The organism is Rickettsia bellii RML369-C, from assembly GCF_000012385.1.
GTDB lineage: Bacteria > Pseudomonadota > Alphaproteobacteria > Rickettsiales > Rickettsiaceae > Rickettsia > Rickettsia bellii.
This window is the reverse complement of record NC_007940.1, coordinates 755,813-775,019: the sequence shown is the minus strand read 5'-3', so window position 1 is coordinate 775,019 and position 19,207 is coordinate 755,813. Positions and strand designations below refer to the sequence as shown.

The following is a 19,207-nucleotide window of genomic DNA, read 5'->3' as shown; positions in this document are numbered from 1 at the left end:
AAAACAATAAAATTATAAATTAGTGACATTATTCAGATCAGGGATTGTAGTAGCATTCTTCACATTAATTTCTCGCATATTTGGGCTTGTGCGTGAGCAATTTATCGCCTCATTATTCGGCTCTACTCAAATGGGTGATAGCATAAATGTTGCCTTTAAATTACCAAATCTATTTAGAAGAATTTTTGCCGAGGGAGCATTATCAAACGTCTTTATCCCTATTTATAATGAAAAAATGCTGATTTCTAAGAAAGCAGCAGGTAGATTTTCTGGTGAGGTCTTTACACTTTTACTACTTTCATTAATAGCTATAATAGTATTAATGCAAATATTTATGCCGCAATTAATGCTATTTATAGCTCCTGGTTTTCACGGTAAAAAAGAGAAGTTTGAGCTGACAGTATTCTTATGCCGAATCACTATACCTTACTTAATATTTGTATCACTTACAGCTTTGTTAGGTGGGATTTTAAACTCAGTAAAACGCTTTGCTGCTTTTGCTTTTTCACCTGTTATCTTAAGCGTATGTGTGATAATCTGTACATTAATGTTGGATAATTATACAGAGTCTACCATTTCAATCAGCTTATCTTTAATAATTGCTGGAATATTACAAGTCTCTTTTATGTTTGTTTGCGTTAAAAGAGCGGATTTAAGCTTTCCGTTTATTTTTAAGCCAAATGATCCAGATGTAAAAAAGCTTTTAATTAATATGGGACCGGCGACCATTAGCTCAGGCGTACAGCAATTAAACCTCTTTATCTCTCAATCTATTGCTAGCTTTATTGAGGGAGCTATATCCATACTATCCTATGCTGACCGAATTTATCAATTTCCTATATCAATAATAGGTACTAGCTTTTCAACTATTTTATTGCCTGAATTATCAAAAATATATAAATCAAATGATATAGTAGCCGCAACGAAAGTACAGAATAACGCAATTAGAATGGGGTTATTTTTATCGCTGCCTGCGACTTTTGGAATTATAATTTTATCGCATCCTATTATTAACGTGATTTACGAAAGAGGCGTTTTTACTTCCCTTGATACTACAAATACGGCTGAGGCTATTTCTGCGTTTGCTTTAGGGCTGCCTGCTTTTATTTTGGCAAAAATTCTAACCCCCATTTTTTATGCTAATAGTGACACTAAAACACCTCTGAAAATAACTCTATTTTCAATAATAATTAATACTAGCATGAATTTATTATTAATGGATTCTTTAAAGCATATCGGTATTGCAGTTGGTACTTCTATTGCAGCTTGGTATAATTTAGGTTTATTATATAGCTATACTAAAAAGCAAAATATGCTACATATAGAGCAGGATATAAAATCTTTTTGTATTAAAGTTTTATTATGCTGCATAATTATGTCTATTATGATTGGCTCAATAAAACATTATTTCTTAGAATATTTTTATTCGGAATATTTGCTGATTAAAGTTTTTGCATTAGGAGGTACTATTACAATTGGCATTATAGTCTTTTTTGGTGTAGCTTATTTATTAAAAGTAGTTAAGCATGTTAGAAAGTAGTAAAAATAAATCAAATTATCAAGATTTGCTAAAAACTCTAGCAATCATAGCCATGATCATTGATCATATAGGTTTGTATCTATATCCTGACCTTATTATTTTGCGAATAATTGGTCGTACTGCTATGCCGGTTTTTTGCTGGCTATAATTTTCACGATAAGCCAAAATTACGAGTAATAATATGGGGTGTTTTATTACAAATTTACACTACAATATTATTCAAGCAGTTTATCACCACAAATATTTTAATCTCTATTTATTTAGGGCAGTGCTATATTTATTGTTTTCGTAAGTCGCTAACTCGTTTCTTCTATAGCGGCTACTGCCATGTTATTATAATGGTAATATTATGGTATATAAGTTGGGCTATCATTGATTATGGTACAATTGTAACTGCAATTATGATACTTGGATTTATTGCAAAACATGAACCCAAAAATCTCAAACTTTCTTGTTTTGTAACAATTCTTATTACTTTAGCACATTCAGCTTTTTTCACTCTTAATACTTCTTTTAGCGATTTTAATTTCTCAAATTTTGACGAAGCAATCTAGTAAAAAAATACTAAAATCAGTACTTTTTTACTATTTTTTCTGGATTGCCGCACTCATTTCATTCGCTCGCAATGACGATTTGAGAGTCATGTAACAACGCCGGTTTTTCCTCTCAATGGCTTCTAAATACTCATCTCACTATTCTACTCACTAAATTCTATTCTATCTGTTTTAATCGCTTGGAATTATTGGTTTAAAAAAAATTAAATTGTTAAATAAAGAAATCAATATATAATACTAAAAAATTATATTTGAGATAAAAATGAGTTTAAAATCCACTTTTCTTGATACGCCTCTTGGTTCGATGCTTGCTATTAGTGATGAAGAGAAACTTTATTTGCTTGATTTTGCTGAAAGTAAAGGCTTAGAACGTAAAATTAAAATTCTTAAAGTTAAGACTAAATTGCCTATTATTGATGGCAATACCAAACCTATTTCATCAGTTGAAAAAGAACTTAAGTCATATTTTGACGGCAATTTACAAAAATTTAATACATCTTTACGCCTTGTAGGAAGCGAGTTTCAGAAATTAGTATGGGAAAAGCTAATGAATGTGCCATATGGCGAAACAAGAAGCTACTTTACACAAGCTAAGGCAGTGGGTAAAGAAACTGCTTATAGAGCTGTTGCAAATGCTAACGGAGCAAATAGATTTGCTATAATTATTCCATGTCACCGCATTATTAATAACAATGGTGAGCTTGGGGGTTATGGTTCAGGATTACATCGTAAAAAATGGCTTATCGAGCATGAAAGAAAATTTACAACAAATTAGGAATATCCTGCTTGATTCCGCAACTATTCCTGCAGAACGCTTAACAATCTTTTTTAAAACTAAAGAAGGGCAGTATGGTGAGCATGATAGATTTATAGGCGTGACTGTGCCTACTTTACGTAAAATAGCTAAAACTTATTATAATTTAAGTAAGGATGATTTAGGCGGGCTTATTAAATCAAGATTTAATGAAGAAAGACTTTTAGCATTAGTTATCCTTATCAATCAATATCAAAAAGCTTCTGATAATGATAAGAAATTTTTTTATGAATTCTATATAGATAACACAAAATATGTTAATAATTGGAATTTGGTTGATGCTTCAGCTCATTATATTATCGGAGCTTATTTATGGGGTAAGGACAAAGAATATCTTTTTAAATTAGTAAAATCTGAAAATCTTTGGGAAAGAAGAATAGCAATAGTTGCAACTTGGTATTTTATTCGCAAAAATGAACTCAATTTAACTTTTAAAATAGCACAATTATTACTGAATGATAAGCACGATTTAATTCATAAAGCGGTAGGGTGGATGCTACGTGAAGCAGGAAAAAAGGACGAAAAGCAGCTGATAGATTTTCTAAATCAACATATATCGCAAATGCCTAGAACTACATTGCGTTATGCGGTTGAGAGGTTTATGCCGGAAATACGTAGGTATTATATTCTAAAAAACTAGATTTATATAAAATTTATGCTAGTATTTTATAAAACTATTAAAAGGTGTTAATTATGATAAAAACTTTATTGGCTGGTTTCATAGCTTTTGCTAGTATAACAAGCTATGCTAGTCCTAATACTCAGCCAGCCCAAAATACTAACCCTACAGATTCATCTACTACTTTATCTACGTTAAATGCAGCAGGAGCTGTACAATTTGCACAACCTTGGGTAAGACCTACAACAAATGTTAATAATGTACTAAGCAATTCTGCTATGTATTTCACATTAGTAAATACTAGACCGGCTAGCTATAATATAGTTAATATATCTTCAGATCAAATAGGTAGAATAGAGATGCACCAAACAGTTACCGACAGTAATGGTGTTAGTCAAATGGTGAAAGTAGATTATCCGTTTTTAATTTCTGGTAATCTTAACGTTGGTTTTGTACCTGGAGGTATGCATATAATGCTTTATGATATAAGGAAAGATCTAAAAGTTGGTGACACAGTTGATATAACTTTTTTCTTTGATGATAATAGTGTAAAAACTGTTACTGCTCAAGTGGCAAGTAATAACCCGTATCCTCAACAGTAAAATAAGATTTTTAATAGCCCGTCATTGCGGGAAGGTATTGCCCGCATGGATCATTTTCTCGTCATTGCGAGGAAAAACTGTAAGTTTTGACAAAGCAATCTTATCATTATTTCCTGAGATTGCCACGTCGCTTTGCTCCTCGCAATGACGACTCTCGATCTACGCAAGCAAGCCTTAAGCGGGAATGACATATAATAATAACTTTTCAGTGCTATTCTATTTTATGCATATAACTATTGCATAATTGTATTAGTTCTTCTTTATATCTTGGTTTTTGTAAATGTCTACTTTTTAAGTTTAGATTTTTAAAATCTTGCTCAGTTAAAGGTAGATATTTACACAACTTCATTAAGTCTTCATCTGAAATGAAATGTTTTCGTGGAATATTTATAGTTTGGGCTTTTTCTTCACGATAGGCTGCAAGCATTTGTATTTTAGTATTAAAATCTTTAATCTTAATTCTAAATTTTACTTTTTTCCAAGCATCTTCGGGTTTTACTTCATAGTTTTTAATATTAAATAAAAACTGAAGCATGGATTGATATTGATTTGTTAAATTATTATCCAAAATTATCTTATTTAGTTGTTTATATATTTTGTCCAAATATTCAACATCTAAAAACGCATAATTCAGCATATCTTCAGTAATAGGGCGTTTTAACCAGTTAGATTTTTGATGTGTTTTATCAATATTGATTTTGAAAAGTTTATAACAAATATCATCATAGCTTAGTTGACTACCAAGACCACAAACATTTGCAGCAACTTGTACATCAAAAATATTAGAAGGTAGAGTCTTAAATAAATTATAAAAAATTTCGAAATCTTCACGAGGTGCATGAAATATTTTAATAATATTATTATCTATAAGTAACTTGTTAAAGACATTTAAATCTAGGTTATTTATTGCATCAATTATTATGCTGCAACCCTCTGCTTTTACTTGGATTATACTAAGTTTAGCGTAATAGGTATAACGACGTTCAAATTCTGTATCTATACTCAACCATTTTTTGGTGGATAATTCCCTACAAAACTCTTCTAATACTTTTTGACTATTAATAATTTGCATAAATGAAGCTATTTACAAAGCTCCAATAATTTTTAGAAAAAGATTGGTATGAGATAAAGATAATACTACTTCGAGACCAATTAATATAATAATAATCCACTCAAGTTTAGTAGAATGTTTATAATTAAGGTCATTTGAAAGGATATCGAGCAACTCATGAATCATATTAAGGCGATGATTCATTATATTTTGTCTTATTTCTATGTCTTGAAATTCTGCCGTCATAAGATATAAAGGCTCATAGCTGGGACGACGCCAAAAAAATTCAGGAGTATCGAATATATCGCTATGTAAGCTAATTGAATAGCGTTCACTAAACAATATACCTATTTGTTGTAATATTTCTTTTTTAGAGAGTGATACACTACCGGTTCTAGCTAATTCCTGTTGTATAGGAGTGGTTTGAGAGATCAAATTACTCACAGATTGCTCAAGAACGCTAAGCTTAACAGATTGGGCAAGTGCATGAGAAATAGATAGCTTAACAAATACCGATTTATCAGCTAAAATTATTTTGTTTTTTTCTTCGTCAATAAAAGTTTTTTCGTGTTCTTCATTATATTCAAAATAAATATAATCGGATACAGGTTCAGCAAGTCTATTTATCGTTACTAAATCAGTATCATTTAAAATTACTTTTTCCTGAATTTCATCACCACCCCAAATAGTTACACAACCAAATGGAAAGAAAAATATATCTATATAATCAGAATCTTTATTTATTTCTTTCCGAATATATAAAACATCATCAAAATGCTGAGGTTCAAGCCCTATCTTTTTTAAATTAGTAACTAGATCACTCATCTTATATTCAGAAGAAACACAGTAAGATGAACATCTCATAATTATTTAAGTTTAATTTACATAAATTTAAAGTATAGTGGTTACAATGTATTAAAGTCAATAATATTATAATTATGTACGAAATATTAAACAATAGAGAGGTTATTAAAATAGCGGGTTCGGATTCGTTAAAGTTCCTGCAAAACCTTACAACTAATGATATCAATAAGAGTAATTATTGTTATACTTATTTACTTAATAATCAAGGTAGATATTTATTTGATTTCTTTGTATATGTACATAATATTGAAGAAATTTATATTGATATTGATGAGAAAAGTAAAACTGCCTTAATAGATCACTTAAATTTTTATAAGTTCCGCTCTAAAATAGAAATAGTAGATTGTAAAGATGAATATAAAATTGCTTATTTTCATCAAGAATTAAATATGGATTCGTTAGTCACAGCTCGTGATCCTCGATATAATTTGCTGGGATTTCGCTCAATAACACTAAGCCAATCATGTCATTCCCGCATAGGCGGGAATCTAAGTAAAAAATTATATTTAGATGATAAATATAATTTTGCCATAATAGATGGGGTAGATGATCTAATTGTTGGTAAATCTATACCCACTTTATATGGTATTGAGGAGCTAAAGGGAGTTAGCTATGATAAAGGTTGTTATGTAGGGCAGGAAGTTATTTCAAGGGCTAAATATCAAGGTGTTATACGAAGAAAGATATACAAAATTATAGCTGAGGAAGATTTATCATCTTTGATTAAAGATGAGGAAATACTTGCAGGAAATGATTCAATAGGCATAATATGTTCCAGCTATCAAAATAAAGCTATAGCTTTAGTTAAAGAAGAGAAATATCTTGCTAGTAAGGAAGAAGATATTAATGTGGGAGGGGTTAAGGTAGATTTATCTTTGGCTCCTTGGTATGGTTAAGACTAAAACGTCATTGCGAGGAGAGGCAACACATCGACGAAACAATCTCAGGTGTCCTGCTTTACAAGATTGCTGCACTCATTTCATTCGCTCGCAATGACACAATAATAAAACATATAAATATGAATAATAATTCTCCAAAAATATCAATAGTTTTACCGGTTTATAATAGGGAAAAATTATTGCCGAAAGCTATTGAAAGCTGCCTTAATCAAACATTTAAAGATTTTGAACTTATTATAATTGATGACTGCTCTAAAGATAAAAGCTTTGAAATAGCAAAGGAATATGCAAAGCAGGATCAGCGTATCAAAGTAATAAGAAATGAGCCTAATAAAAGATTGCCAGCTAGTCTTAATATTGCTTTTAAGGAGGCTAGGGGGCAGTATTTTACTTGGACTTCTGATGATAATCTTTTGCATGAAAATGCTTTAGCAAAAATGAATGATGTTTTAGATAATTCACCGGATATAGGGCTTGTTTATACCGATTATACTTTAATTGATGAGCAGGGCAAAATAGGGGCACGGCTCTATCAAGAATCTCCAGAATTTCTACCTATTCGTGATTGTGTCGGGGCATGCTTTCTATATAGGGCGGATATAGCAAAGATGGTAGGCGGATATAACGAAAACATGTCCTTAGTTGATGATTACGAATATTGGCTTCGGTTTGGGCTTGTTACAAAGTTTGCTCATATACCAGAGTCGCTATATTTTTATATGGTGCATGATCAGAGCCTAACAACTGAGCGTAAAGCAGAAGCCCAAAAAGCTAAAAAAGCTTTGAAAGAATTATTTAAAGATAAATATACTATTCCCAATAAGATTAAGCCTATAGATGATTTATATAACTGGTTTATTGAGGATAAAAATTTAAATTCTTATCTCAAATTATTAAAAATAATAATTTGTAACCCTATAATTACCCTTTCTTATATTCTAAAAAACCTTAAAAGAATTAGATAAATTTTTATTGATAAAAGGGTATTATTGGGTATTATGTTATTCACTGTCATCCCGTGGCTTATCCGGCTTTGTTGCATGGATCAGTTCCACCATTGTCATCCCGTGATTTATGAACTAGAGCCAGTTAAAAATACTAATAAAATTAGTATTTTTTATTATTTTCTGGATCTAGTTAGCAAGCCACGGTATTGTAAGAAAAGAAAGTGATATAATATAAGTTATAAATGTAATATAAACATTTATAAGAGAGTGTTAATACCCTATATAATGATATAGGGTATTAAGCGGGCGTAAGCGACCGTCACGGTATAGTAGGTTTTATACGACCGGAGTCATCAAGGTACTATAGCCCGACTCTCGAGAAGTTTGAATAGTTGGAAGGGATGCGATAAGCACGCCCGATTACAATCCTAAACAATATAAAATCTCGAGGTACATATGATAAAATATCACAAACATATAGGAATTGATATAGGAAAATATAATTTTGTAGTAGGAATAGAGGGCATAAAAGATACAAAAGAATATGAGAATACAAGTTTCGGTATATTTGAATTTATTAATGATAATAAGGATATTTTAGCAAACTCTCTAACTGTAGTTGAAACAACAGGCGGATATGAACTAGAGTTATTGTATAGCTTATGTGAAAGAGGTTATGTAGTACATAGAGCAGATGCAAGAAAGGTAAAGAATTTTATCAGATCATATGGTAATAGTGCAAAAACAGATAAGTTAGATGCTAAAGCATTAGGATTATATGGTAAGGAGCGAGCAGATAAGCTTGAAGTATTTAAGCCTGAATCAAAACAAAATATACAATTATTTCGGTTAGTACAAAGACGGAATGATTTAAAGCAAATGTTAGTTGCCGAAAAGAATAGATTACAACAAGCAAATACAGATAAGTTTGTTAAAAATAGCTGTATAAATATGATAGATGTTTTAAGTAATCAAATTACAGAGATTACTAATCAGGTAGAAGTGATTATATCATCAGATCAGCTGTTAAAAGCAAAGCATGAGATATTGAAAGAGATAAATGGCATTGGTAATATAGTTGCTTTTGAGTTATTAATATTATTACCGGAGTTAGGGAAGTTAACAAGACGGCAGATTGCTTCTCTTGCAGGGCTTGCTCCAAAAGCTAATGATAGTGGTAAATATCAAGGATATAGAAAGGTAGGACATGGTAGAGCAGGAGTCAAGCCTATACTATTCCTTGCTGCTATGTCAGCCCGTAATAGCAAGACTTCTGGTTTAAGACTCTTTTATGAGCGACTCATTAACAATGGTAAAAAGAAAATGGTCGCTCTTACCGCTTTAATGCGTAAAATTATTGTCATCGCTAATGCTAAATTAAAATCTCTTCTTTTTAATTTAAAACATAGTTGATGACACCGTACGTGCTTTTCAAGCTCTACAACAAGCTGGACTAAATAAATATATTATATGCCAAATCACGATTTCCTACATTCATTAAATGAGCAGCAACAAAAAGCAGTTCTTCATACCGAGGGACCTCTTCTTTTGCTTGCAGGAGCAGGAACTGGTAAGACGAAAGTACTAACCTCAAGAATTGCAAATATTATTCATCAAAATTTAGCATCCCCGCAGAATATTTTAGCTGTTACTTTCACGAATAAAGCAGCAAAAGAGATGCAGGAAAGAGTCCATAATTTGGTTAGCTCTTACGGTCTTAATATTGGTACTTTCCATTCAATGGCAGCAAGGATATTGCGTGATCAAATAGAGCATTTAAATCTCGGTTTAAATAGCAGATTCACTATTATTAGCCAAGATGATCAACTAAGATTAATTAAAGATATAGTAAAGCTCAAAAATATTGATACTAAAAAATATGCTCCTAAACTAATACATATCGTAATTTCACGTTGGAAAGATCAAGGTTTATTGCCAAATAAGCTTTCAAGCTCTGATACTAATTTACCTTTGCAACGTGTAGCAAAACTTGTTTATGAAGAATATCAGCAAAATTTACTGATCTCTAACGTAGTGGATTTTGGGGATTTACTGCTTTATAATAATGAGCTTTTCATTAAAAATCCTGACATACTAAAACATTATCAAGAAAGATATCGTTATATTTTAATTGATGAGTATCAAGATACTAATGTCGTGCAATATTTATGGGCAAGAATGCTTGCAAGCTTAAGTAAAAATATCTGTTGTGTTGGTGATGATGATCAGTCTATTTATGGTTGGCGTGGTGCAGAAGTTGGTAATATATTACGTTTTGAAAAAGATTTCTTAAATGCCACAATTATTAAGTTAGAGCAGAATTATAGATCAACTCTGCCAATTCTTGCGGCTGCTTCAAATGTTATCAATAACAATAAAAATCGTCATGGCAAAACCTTATGGACTGATAAGGAAAGTGGTGAAAAGATCAAGATTATATCTTGTTGGAATGATAAAGAGGAAGCAAGATATATTGCCGCCGAAATAGCTAGATTAGTGCGAGAGGGAAGATATAGTGCAGGAAATATTGCTATATTAGTGCGAGCAGGATTTCAAACTAGAAGCTTTGAAGAAGCCTTTATAAATAGTGCTATGCCTTATAAGATTATCGGAGGTCTTCGGTTCTATGAGCGTATGGAAATAAGAGACGTACTTGCTTATATCCGTATTGCCTTAAACCAAAATGATAATTTAGCATTAGAGCGTATTATTAACGTACCGAAAAGAGCAATAGGGGCAGTGACGTTAAATAAAATTAAACTATATGCTATAGAAAAAAATATCTCTAATTTCGCTGCTATTAAAGAAATGCTAGAAGATGGTGAGATAAAAACAAAATCCTATGAAACTTTAAAAGATTTAGTTACCAAAATTAGTAATTGGCATGAAAGATTTAGCTTTGATGCTCCAATAAATGTAACTAAAGCAATACTCGATGATTCTGGATATTTAGAAATGCTTCAGGAAGAGAAAACTGAAGAAGCTTTAGGTAGAATTGAGAATATTAACGAAATGCTAAGAGCTATTGCTGAGTTTAACGATATTCACGATTTTATCGAGCATTCTAGCTTAGTTATGGAAAATGAGAGTCTTGAAACTAGCTATGGTGGTTCTGTAACAATAATGACACTACACGGTGCTAAAGGACTTGAGTTTGATGTAGTATTTTTGCCAGGTTGGGAAGAGGGGGTGTTTCCGTCTCAAAGATCTTTAGATGAAGAGGGTGAAAAAGGTTTGGAAGAAGAACGCCGCATTGCTTATGTTGGTATTACTAGAGCTAAAAAAGAGCTTTACATTACCCATGCTGAAAGCCGTAAAATATTCTACGAAATAGTCAGATCATACCCATCAAGGTTCTTAGCTGAAATCCCAGAGGAAATTATTATCCGCACATCTTCTATAAAAAAATATGATTCTTTTTACAAATTTTAACTATTTTTTTTTTCTAGAATTTAAAATTAATTTGGCATTTTTTCTATTATGTTTATTATTATTTAAAATAAATTAAAAAAGGAATAATATGATAGAGAATTTAAAAGCGGATGATAGAGTTCAGGAAATGGAAGATATAATTGATATTCAAGAAAAGGACTTAAATATTGATGATCAGAACCAGCAATTATCAAATAGAAATGTAGTAAACGGTAAAATCAACGATATTACAGGAGTAATTAGAAAGTTTAATCAATATCAGTCATTAGTACCTAAAGATCTTTCTTTTTTTGATCAACCGCTTCAATATGTACAAAATTTTGGTGGAGCATTAGATTTAGGTTATGATCTTATAAGATCCTATCTTAAAGAAGAAAAAATTCAAGATTTTGTTGATAGCATAAATGAAAATGCAAAACAAAATGCTGCAATAACTACAAAGCAAAATAGAGATAAGATTAAACTTTATGCTGCAAAAATTGAAGCCAATCTAAAAGGATTTAGACCAGGTTTAGATTTAGAATCAATGAAACTTGTACTAAATGAATTTAATGATCAAGATATAAGTACTTTAACAAATGCAATTAATGAATCATTAGTTGAAGTGAGCAATAATAAGATTCCTGCAAAAGGATATACTGAAAAACTGCTAGAAGCAGTTACAAAAAAATTATCTAATTCTTTCTCACAACAAAAATTGCAACAATGTAAGGAATTTATTCAAAGTGGGCAAAAAAATAAAAAAACATACACAGAATCGGAAATGGATAGAAAAGAAATTTCTAAAGCAGCAGAAGATTCGATAAATCAACTGACCGAAAGGTTAGATAAAAATACTCGCAAAAGTAAAGCGTTAGAACCTGTAGTAAAGCTTTTTTCCTCTTTATATGAAAGTGCAAATGAAAAACTTATTGAAAAAACAGGAGCAATTTTAAAGAATTTAGATTCTGCTTATCTAACTGAAAATAGTCCTAAAATAGTCTCGGAGCTAAAAGAAATTAATGACAAAGGTACTTCTCTTTGGGAAAAGTTTAAGTCAATTTTTACAGGTAAAGATTATTTAGAGGAAAGATTAGAACAATCAGTAAATAAATATGCAGCGTTAAGTGATGAACATGTAAAAAAAGAAATTGATAATAAAATCTTTTCAAATGCTTTAACAAACGAACAAATTGCTGTCGGCTTAACAAAATTAATGAATAAAACTGTTGAGCCAAAAGAAGTTAATAATCCTAATCTTAATTTAGTTGAAATAAGAAAAGCAAATCCTGAAATATTTGATAAATTATTATTTGCCAACCAATCTCAAACATCTTCAAAAGACAAACCTGATATTCATCAAGAGAATCAGAAAGTAAGAACAAGAGGACCTGGTCTTTAATTAGCCTTCTTTCCAAGCTGTGAAGATTTTTAAAAATATCTTAAAATAGGATATGTATTAGAAATCTTCATAGAACCTATCTTAGTTATTTTACATCGTTAATTTTTTAAATATTTCTATCAAAAGATAAAAAAGTTGCAAATTATGGAATTTTGATGTCTAATATATCAAATGTTTTAATAATATAGGTAACATATGGCTATAAAGTTACAAGAAGCACAGCATGAGGTTAGGAGTAAAGATAAAGAAAATGATTTAATACAATTATTAAGAAACGACCTAAAAAAAACAAAAAACTATTTAGTACAGTGGTTAATCAACGAGGGATTTAAAAAAAAAGAAATTAATGTAAATGATCCTGATGTAAAAAAAACAATTGAAAATCTAATATATTTTGATCCTGATGACCCTAAAAATATATCTTCTGATCCTAGTAAAAAAAATGATGTTAAAAGTATTATTGCAACTATAAAAAATAACAACAAACAAATAGCAAAATGGGAAAAAGAAGGATACAATCCTCAAGCTTTAAAAGAAATTAAGGAAGAAATGGAAAAACTTCCTAAGCAGCTAGAAATGGAGTTATCAAGTCAAAAAAATGTAGATAATCTTGTAAATGAACGTGTAAAAAACCGTATATTTATGTATGCTAATTTTGCTAAAGAAAACCAACCAATATTTAAAGATGAAAAAGACGCTCTTATAAATAAAATAAGTAAGTATGTAGAAATATCGCAAGATACGGTTTCAGTTTTATTACAAAATGAAAAGTTATTAGATCCGTTAGTGCGGCAAATTACTAAAAATGCTAGCGATTTTTTTGGTAAAGATGGAGCTAACGTTAAAAATGTATGCGTTTTAGATGAGAAAAAGTTGACTGATGAAAATATCCTTAAATTTACTTATGAAACTAATCATGCTATTAAGTCGTTTGAATCAGTACAAAAAGGGATTAATAACTTAGATGTTACAAAAAATAAGCAGGTCACAGAAACATTATTATCTAAATTAGATACAGATTATATAACTAAATATAATAACACAATAATCAATGAGTTACAGGCAGTTAGTAATAAAGGCACTTCTTTTTTAGAAAAAATACAAGCAGTTTTTACAGGAAAAGATTATTTGGGAGAAAAATTAGATAATATTTTAGATACTCATATTAAGGCAAATAACAAGCATATAGATAATAAAATTACTACTCTTTCAAAAGGTTTAAAAAATAATGAATTTGTTACGGGTTTAAAGCATTTTATAGATGAAAATACAAAAAAAATATCAGACAACTCTAAACTTCGAAATGTAAATCTCAATGAAATACATAATAATAAAGCTGCTTTAGTAGAGCTTAGAAAAATTAATCCGCATAGATTTGATCAAACAGTGTTTGAAGACTCAAAACGCCTTGCTTTAAAGTCTAAGCCTCAAAATATCAAAATTGATTCACCCACAGCTACGCCTAATCTTTCTAATAAAAAAGGTCAAAATATAGTTAGATAAATATTATTATCTTGCTAAGCTTTTAGACCCAGCTTTTAGTTTTTTATCTTCTGCTAAAGCTTTGAATATTTTATCTAGGTCATTATTTTTTTGTAAAGCTTTCTCTGATATTTTAAAGAGCTTTTGTTTTAACTTTTCATAATCATAAGTTTTTTCTTTCTTATTTTTACCTTTAGTCGTTTTATCTTCTGGAACATTTATTATTGTTTCAGTAGGAATATTATCTTTAACTTTTTCCTTTTTATTAATTTTAAATATATTCTTTAGCTTCTTTTTCATACATATTCTTCCATTAAAATTCTAAATCTAAAACCCTAATTAGAATAAATATCTAACGCTATAATATTTTCGTGCATCCTTACTACTGGTTGACTATTAACTAACATATTAAACTATTAAGATTTGTTAACCATATTGTAATAAAGCTATAGTATATTGTCAATGTTTAAATAATCTTAATGCTTACAGCTACTTCCATGAACATGAGGAGGATGCATTTTTATATATTTCAGCATTTTTTTAAGCAAAGTGTCACGTTTTAGTTTAGATAAGTGATCTAAAAAAACTTTGCCATTTAAATAGTCTACTTCATGCTGAATTACTGTTGCTAAAAAATCTTGTGCTTCTAATTCCTGTTTGTTACCATGATAATCAAGGTAATTTATCTTTATTGCCTTTGATCTGGTAATAGGTGCTTCTATTCCTGGAAATGATAAAGATCTTTCCATAAATGTTTGTTTGTCACTTGAGAAATAAGTTATTTCCGGATTAATAAAAATAATAGGTGATGATTTGTTATTCTCATGCAAATCAACTACTGCTATACGCTTTAATATACCTACCATATTAGCACCAAGCCCTACAGCTCTTTCTATCTGCATAGTATTAAGCATTTTGTCTATAATAGTACGAATATTATCATCAACAACTTCTATAAGTTCTCCTTGCTTCTTAAAGATATCGTTTGGAGCGTAAACTATTTGATAGTAAGGTTTTTCTTGGTTCATAATATTCGATCATTTAATAATAATGGTTGATAATATATTTTGATTATAAGGTTCTTGCAAGTGGTAAGAGCGTCTTTTGCTAGGATATTTTGTTGGGTTTGCATAAGTATCCTCTGTAATCCTTTTAATATTTTTAACTCCTGTTTGCTTAAGCTGTAATTCTACAAATCCTGGTAAATCAAACATATAATGATTTTCTTTTTTTGAATTTATGAAGAATTGCTTATTATTAATATCTTTATCTAAAAAAGCTTTATAATATTCTGCATCAACTTCATATGATCCTTGAGCTATAGCAGGACCTATTAGTGCAGCCAAATTTTTTGCACCTTTTTCTATCATCTTATTAACTATGTTATGGATAATATCGTTTATAGCACCTTTCCATCCTACATGTGCTGCTCCAATTATTTTACCATCACCGCTTGCAAGTAATACTGGTACACAATCTGCCGTTTGCACTGCTAGAACTAAATTTTTTCTAGTAGTAATACTGCCATCAGCTTCAGGTATGATAATAGAATTATTATCTGCATCAATAATATCTATACCGTGAACTTGATTTAAAATTAGAATATCTTCTGCTTTAAAATAATCAGTTATGGCTTTTTTGTTTCTTATTATTTCTATTTCATCTATAGAATTATTTTTTTTTACATATCTATGACTAGAATCCTTGAATGTTCCGTCAAAAATTTTATAATATACTAGTCCGTTTATTAGTGCTTCCATGCAAATATCCTATAATAATTTTATTAATACCTTATCTAATAACCTACAAAAAAAGAAACAGCTAGAAAAGATCATTTTCCAATTTCATAAAGATTATAATTTAATACCTATTATCGGGGTAGAGATAGAGTTTTATTTAAGCCCTAATATTGATATATCTAAATTTGAAATACTTGCAAGAAAATATTTAACGAAGTTTAAAATTTCTAAAATAAAAAAAGAAAAGGGTAATAATCAATTCGAAATAGATCTTCCTCCCTCCCATGATTTAGTAAATTATGCAAAAATGATACTTAAAGTTAAAAATACTTTAACAAAAATAGCTGAGTATTTAAATGGTCATACGGATTTCTCTCCTAAACCTTTTTTAAATGATTATGGAAATAGTATGCATTTCCATATAAGTTTTGATATAGAATCTGGCGATCATATAATTCTAGCAGCACAAGGTTTATGCCATTACATGCTAGATACTCTACTTGCTTTTATGCCGCGTAGTATTGATTATTTACGCCTTGACAAAGATTTTATGGCACCGACTCATGTATCTTATGGAGGAAATAACAGAAGTGTAGCTATTAGAACTCCAAATGTTGCTCCTAAACGTTTAGAGCATCGCTTATCTTCTCCTGAAACTGATCCTTACATAGCAATTTTTACTATTTTAAAGTCTATATTATTATCTTTAAAATTTCCAAATTCAATTAAAAAGACAGAAAAGATTTATGGAAACGCTTTTGATCCGCAATATAATTTAACACCATTACCAACGTCAGCTCAGGAAAGTTTTAAGCTATTTAAACCAGAGTTTTTTAGATAATTGCTGATTCTAATAATGGTATCGAATATATAAAAAGTGCTTTAAGTTACTCTACGACTAAAGTAGAGTAAACTGATAAAATAAAGTTAGAAAATATGCTTAAAGCAAGTTTAAGTCTTAAAATAGAAAAGAAAATTATTGGAAGTGTAGCACATCACTAATAGATTAATATTAAAAAATTAAGATAACTTCTTTGTTACATATTCTAATAAATAAGGAGTGATATATCTTTCTTCAAGTTACTATCCATTAGAGGCATAAATATTAGCAAGTTCTACGTAATTTTTTACATTATCTTGCATCTCTTCTAGCTCTTGATCTGTTAAATATCTAACGAATTTTGCAGGGCGACCCATCCATAATTCTTTAGATTTAATTATTTTTTTAGGAGGTACAAGGCTTCCTGCGGCAACAAAAGCATATTCTTCTATTACTGCATAGTCCATTATTGTGCTACTCATACCAATAAAGGCATTATTACAAATAATACAAGCGTGAATAAGCGATAAATGACCAATAGTTATGTTATCGCCTATTTCTACAGGACCATTAAACCTTGAAGTATGAATTACGCTGCCGTCTTGTACGTTAGTATTATCCCCTATCTTTATATGGTTTTAATCAAGCTATAAGTTTAAGTAGCAAACTTAGTCAAGAATTAATACAGGAAGCAATTAGTAATAATGATTCTGAGCTAATATTGGCTGGAGTTGTAAGTTTGGAAATTAATTTATTGTAAAAATTTAATTTGAGAGGATGTTTTTATGAAGTCTAACAATCAAAAAGAACTTAAAAAGCTACAAGAAGAATTAGAAGTAAGTGAATTTGGTATAGAAATGGATGAAGAAGATGCTAGTGCATATTTTAAAAAAGCAAGTGTGCTAGTAAAGATGTTTAGGCTTACCGACAATAATGAATACATTACCGAGGCAAGAAGATGTTATGATAAATCTGTAGAGTTAGCACCTGAAGATAAAATTTATTTAACAGATCGAAGTAAATTTTTTGTAAGTATAGGTGAAAATAGTCTTGCTGTTGATGATATAAGAAAGTTAAAAAATTTGCCTGTAGATAGTAATTATGTATTAGAGACATATATACAGAATACTATAGATGATATAACACGATTAGATACAATACAAACTACAATTACTAAGCTGCTAGGTGAAGAAAAAATAGATAAAGATCTAGCGGATGCATTAATTGCCCATACAGATATCACTGCCAGGCTAGTAGTACAAGTAGGCACTCACAGCAATGTACTAGCTAATCTCAGCAATGAGATAATTGAGCTGAAAGATTTAATAGCTAAATTATATAAAGGTGAAAAAGATTCAAAGAAAGAGATTAAAAAATTAAAGCAAAAAACCGCCAATTTTGAGATTCAGTTAAAAATAAATACTACGATTATTCAAGACCATAAAAAAATTCTAGAAAATAGTGATTTAATAGATGAATTTCAAACACGAGAGGATTTAAAGAAAATTCAAAATCCTGAATTGCAAGCTTATTGCAAAACTTTTTACTGGAGTATGGTTAATTTATTTAATGCTTATAAAATATTAAGCAATGATTTAATTAAAGGGAATATATATAAAAACGAGCCAATTGCTAATAAGCTGTTGATAGGAGCAGCAGAAAAAACTTTAAAACTTGGAGGAACAATAGCAGCTCACGGAATACCGTTGTTGGGTGGCATAGTAGCTTTTACCGCTGAAACAACAGCTGAAATTATAGAAAGCATTTATGAAGCAGTAAAAAGCAATGAATTTTATAACGAAGTTAATAGTATTAATTTAGTTATTCAAGACAAATTTCAGCTGCTAGATAATATGAATTTGAAATTAGTAAAATTAGCATTATCTATCACGCAAATCAAGGAAGATGCAATATTACATCCTCAAAAATCAAATCCTACTAAACTACAAGCACGCTTGGAGTGGTTTCAAGATAAGGTTGGTAGTATCAAGAATAAACTACTCCCTTCTACAGAGCTGTATAATAAAGATAATTATAGTGTACAATTAGCATTACAAGATGTTACATTATTGATGCTGTATTTACATAAAAATCATAAAGCTATAATACAAGAAAATACACCGCTAGAAGAACAGCTTGAAACTATAGTAACTCAAGGTGGGTTAGATAAGTTGCTGATAGATGTGCAAGAAAATGATAAGTTTATTGAGATAGAACAACGGATCGGTCAAAAAGTATTAGATAGTATTCATATAAAGGCAGGAGAGGGCAATTGGGATAGTACAAGTCATATTCCTTTTAACAATTTGTATAGGTATCGCAGCTAATAAAAGTAAGCAAAATTTAGAATGTGCCAAAAAGTTTAGTAAAACTTATGAAACACTCATTGAAAAAATAGCAAATTTATTTCCTCAGTTATTCTTAGACACTTCTATAGCTGAAATATGTATTAATGATGATGGA

At 30.0% G+C, this 19,207-nt stretch carries 17 protein-coding genes and 2 pseudogenes; 13 read left to right on the top strand and 6 right to left on the bottom strand.

Going from position 1 to position 19,207, the window contains the following annotated elements; all coding sequences use genetic code 11:
• Window positions 1-22 precede the first annotated feature (22 nt).
• The 5 genes and pseudogenes from murJ (at window position 23) to RBE_RS03620 (ending at window position 4,129) form a co-directional block, all read left to right on the top strand.
• Window positions 23-1,540, top strand: coding sequence for a murein biosynthesis integral membrane protein MurJ (gene murJ, locus RBE_RS03640; protein WP_011477364.1), 1,518 nt, complete (start codon window positions 23-25; stop codon window positions 1,538-1,540).
• Window positions 1,527-2,082: pseudogene (locus tag RBE_RS03635) on the top strand (TraX family protein); the annotation flags it as partial. The gene murJ and the pseudogene RBE_RS03635, both read left to right, overlap by 14 nt.
• Before the next feature lie 274 nt (window positions 2,083-2,356).
• Window positions 2,357-2,869: a methylated-DNA--[protein]-cysteine S-methyltransferase gene (locus RBE_RS03630; RefSeq protein ID WP_011477361.1), complete on the top strand. Its 513-nt coding sequence runs from the start codon at window positions 2,357-2,359 to the stop codon at window positions 2,867-2,869.
• Window positions 2,844-3,548: a DNA alkylation repair protein gene (locus RBE_RS03625; protein WP_143549764.1), complete on the top strand. Its 705-nt coding sequence runs from the start codon at window positions 2,844-2,846 to the stop codon at window positions 3,546-3,548. The genes RBE_RS03630 and RBE_RS03625 overlap by 26 nt, the downstream gene beginning before the upstream one ends.
• A gap of 53 nt (window positions 3,549-3,601) precedes the next feature.
• Complete coding sequence (locus RBE_RS03620) at window positions 3,602-4,129, top strand: copper chaperone PCu(A)C (protein ID WP_011477359.1); 528 nt, start codon at window positions 3,602-3,604, stop codon at window positions 4,127-4,129.
• Between the two features lie 211 nt (window positions 4,130-4,340).
• On the opposite strand, the gene RBE_RS03615 is transcribed toward RBE_RS03620, so the two are convergent.
• Window positions 4,341-5,201: a ribonuclease D gene (locus RBE_RS03615; RefSeq protein ID WP_011477358.1), complete on the bottom strand. Its 861-nt coding sequence runs from the start codon at window positions 5,199-5,201 to the stop codon at window positions 4,341-4,343.
• Between the two features lie 12 nt (window positions 5,202-5,213).
• Window positions 5,214-6,005, bottom strand: coding sequence for an RMD1 family protein (locus tag RBE_RS03610; RefSeq protein WP_016948158.1), 792 nt, complete (start codon window positions 6,003-6,005; stop codon window positions 5,214-5,216).
• A gap of 113 nt (window positions 6,006-6,118) precedes the next feature.
• Between RBE_RS03610 and RBE_RS03605 the strand changes: the two genes are divergently transcribed.
• The 6 genes from RBE_RS03605 (at window position 6,119) to RBE_RS03580 (ending at window position 14,206) form a co-directional block, all read left to right on the top strand.
• Complete coding sequence (locus tag RBE_RS03605; protein WP_011477356.1) at window positions 6,119-6,940, top strand: YgfZ/GcvT domain-containing protein; 822 nt, start codon at window positions 6,119-6,121, stop codon at window positions 6,938-6,940.
• A 122-nt stretch (window positions 6,941-7,062) separates the two neighbouring features.
• The gene (locus tag RBE_RS03600) at window positions 7,063-7,908 is read left to right on the top strand and encodes a glycosyltransferase (protein ID WP_011477355.1); all 846 of its coding nucleotides are present in this window, start codon (window positions 7,063-7,065) and stop codon (window positions 7,906-7,908) included.
• A gap of 438 nt (window positions 7,909-8,346) precedes the next feature.
• Window positions 8,347-9,303, top strand: coding sequence for an IS110 family transposase (locus RBE_RS03595; protein ID WP_011476719.1), 957 nt, complete (start codon window positions 8,347-8,349; stop codon window positions 9,301-9,303).
• Between the two features lie 57 nt (window positions 9,304-9,360).
• On the top strand, window positions 9,361-11,322 hold the full coding sequence (gene pcrA / locus RBE_RS03590) for a DNA helicase PcrA (RefSeq protein ID WP_011477354.1): 1,962 nt from the start codon (window positions 9,361-9,363) through the stop codon (window positions 11,320-11,322).
• Window positions 11,323-11,410: 88 nt separating this feature from the next.
• Entirely contained in the window at window positions 11,411-12,703 is a 1,293-nt protein-coding gene (locus tag RBE_RS03585; protein ID WP_011477353.1) for a hypothetical protein, read from the top strand.
• 195 nt (window positions 12,704-12,898) lie between these two features.
• Entirely contained in the window at window positions 12,899-14,206 is a 1,308-nt protein-coding gene (locus RBE_RS03580) for a hypothetical protein (protein WP_011477352.1), read from the top strand.
• Window positions 14,207-14,212: 6 nt separating this feature from the next.
• On the opposite strand, the gene RBE_RS03575 is transcribed toward RBE_RS03580, so the two are convergent.
• The 3 genes from RBE_RS03575 to pgeF form a co-directional block, all read right to left on the bottom strand.
• On the bottom strand, window positions 14,213-14,485 hold the full coding sequence (locus tag RBE_RS03575) for a hypothetical protein (RefSeq protein WP_011477351.1): 273 nt from the start codon (window positions 14,483-14,485) through the stop codon (window positions 14,213-14,215).
• A gap of 176 nt (window positions 14,486-14,661) precedes the next feature.
• A complete protein-coding gene (gene def, locus RBE_RS03570; RefSeq protein WP_011477350.1) occupies window positions 14,662-15,213 on the bottom strand; it encodes a peptide deformylase in 552 nt (183 codons plus the stop codon).
• 9 nt (window positions 15,214-15,222) lie between these two features.
• Window positions 15,223-15,945 (bottom strand): peptidoglycan editing factor PgeF, encoded by a 723-nt coding sequence (gene pgeF, locus RBE_RS03565; RefSeq protein WP_011477349.1) that lies wholly within the window; start codon window positions 15,943-15,945, stop codon window positions 15,223-15,225.
• On the opposite strand from pgeF, the gene RBE_RS03560 reads away from it, so the two are divergent.
• Window positions 15,944-16,765 carry a glutamine synthetase gene (locus RBE_RS03560; protein ID WP_011477348.1) on the top strand — a complete coding sequence of 274 codons (822 nt, stop codon included), beginning with the start codon at window positions 15,944-15,946 and terminating at the stop codon, window positions 16,763-16,765. The two genes, pgeF and RBE_RS03560, sit on opposite strands and share 2 nt — an antisense overlap.
• Before the next feature lie 242 nt (window positions 16,766-17,007).
• On the opposite strand, the pseudogene RBE_RS07915 reads toward RBE_RS03560, so the two are convergent.
• Window positions 17,008-17,376, bottom strand: a pseudogene (locus tag RBE_RS07915) (gamma carbonic anhydrase family protein); the annotation flags it as partial.
• Between the two features lie 153 nt (window positions 17,377-17,529).
• Here RBE_RS07915 and RBE_RS03550 point away from each other — a divergent pair.
• The gene (locus RBE_RS03550; RefSeq protein WP_011477346.1) at window positions 17,530-19,071 is read left to right on the top strand and encodes a hypothetical protein; all 1,542 of its coding nucleotides are present in this window, start codon (window positions 17,530-17,532) and stop codon (window positions 19,069-19,071) included.
• Window positions 19,072-19,207 lie beyond the last annotated feature (136 nt).

Coding starts and splice junctions, on each gene's coding strand:
- RBE_RS03630 (WP_011477361.1), top strand. CDS start 2,357: ATGAGTTTAAAATCCACTTTTCTTGATACGCCTCTTGGTTCGATGCTT.
- RBE_RS03625 (WP_143549764.1), top strand. CDS start 2,844: ATGAAAGAAAATTTACAACAAATTAGGAATATCCTGCTTGATTCCGCA.
- RBE_RS03620 (WP_011477359.1), top strand. CDS start 3,602: ATGATAAAAACTTTATTGGCTGGTTTCATAGCTTTTGCTAGTATAACA.
- RBE_RS03615 (WP_011477358.1), bottom strand. CDS start 5,201: ATGCAAATTATTAATAGTCAAAAAGTATTAGAAGAGTTTTGTAGGGAA.
- RBE_RS03610 (WP_016948158.1), bottom strand. CDS start 6,005: ATGAGTGATCTAGTTACTAATTTAAAAAAGATAGGGCTTGAACCTCAG.
- RBE_RS03605 (WP_011477356.1), top strand. CDS start 6,119: ATGTACGAAATATTAAACAATAGAGAGGTTATTAAAATAGCGGGTTCG.
- RBE_RS03600 (WP_011477355.1), top strand. CDS start 7,063: ATGAATAATAATTCTCCAAAAATATCAATAGTTTTACCGGTTTATAAT.
- RBE_RS03595 (WP_011476719.1), top strand. CDS start 8,347: ATGATAAAATATCACAAACATATAGGAATTGATATAGGAAAATATAAT.
- pcrA (WP_011477354.1), top strand. CDS start 9,361: ATGCCAAATCACGATTTCCTACATTCATTAAATGAGCAGCAACAAAAA.
- RBE_RS03585 (WP_011477353.1), top strand. CDS start 11,411: ATGATAGAGAATTTAAAAGCGGATGATAGAGTTCAGGAAATGGAAGAT.
- RBE_RS03580 (WP_011477352.1), top strand. CDS start 12,899: ATGGCTATAAAGTTACAAGAAGCACAGCATGAGGTTAGGAGTAAAGAT.
- RBE_RS03575 (WP_011477351.1), bottom strand. CDS start 14,485: ATGAAAAAGAAGCTAAAGAATATATTTAAAATTAATAAAAAGGAAAAA.
- def (WP_011477350.1), bottom strand. CDS start 15,213: ATGAACCAAGAAAAACCTTACTATCAAATAGTTTACGCTCCAAACGAT.
- RBE_RS03560 (WP_011477348.1), top strand. CDS start 15,944: ATGCAAATATCCTATAATAATTTTATTAATACCTTATCTAATAACCTA.
- pgeF (WP_011477349.1), bottom strand. CDS start 15,945: ATGGAAGCACTAATAAACGGACTAGTATATTATAAAATTTTTGACGGA.
- RBE_RS03550 (WP_011477346.1), top strand. CDS start 17,530: ATGAAGTCTAACAATCAAAAAGAACTTAAAAAGCTACAAGAAGAATTA.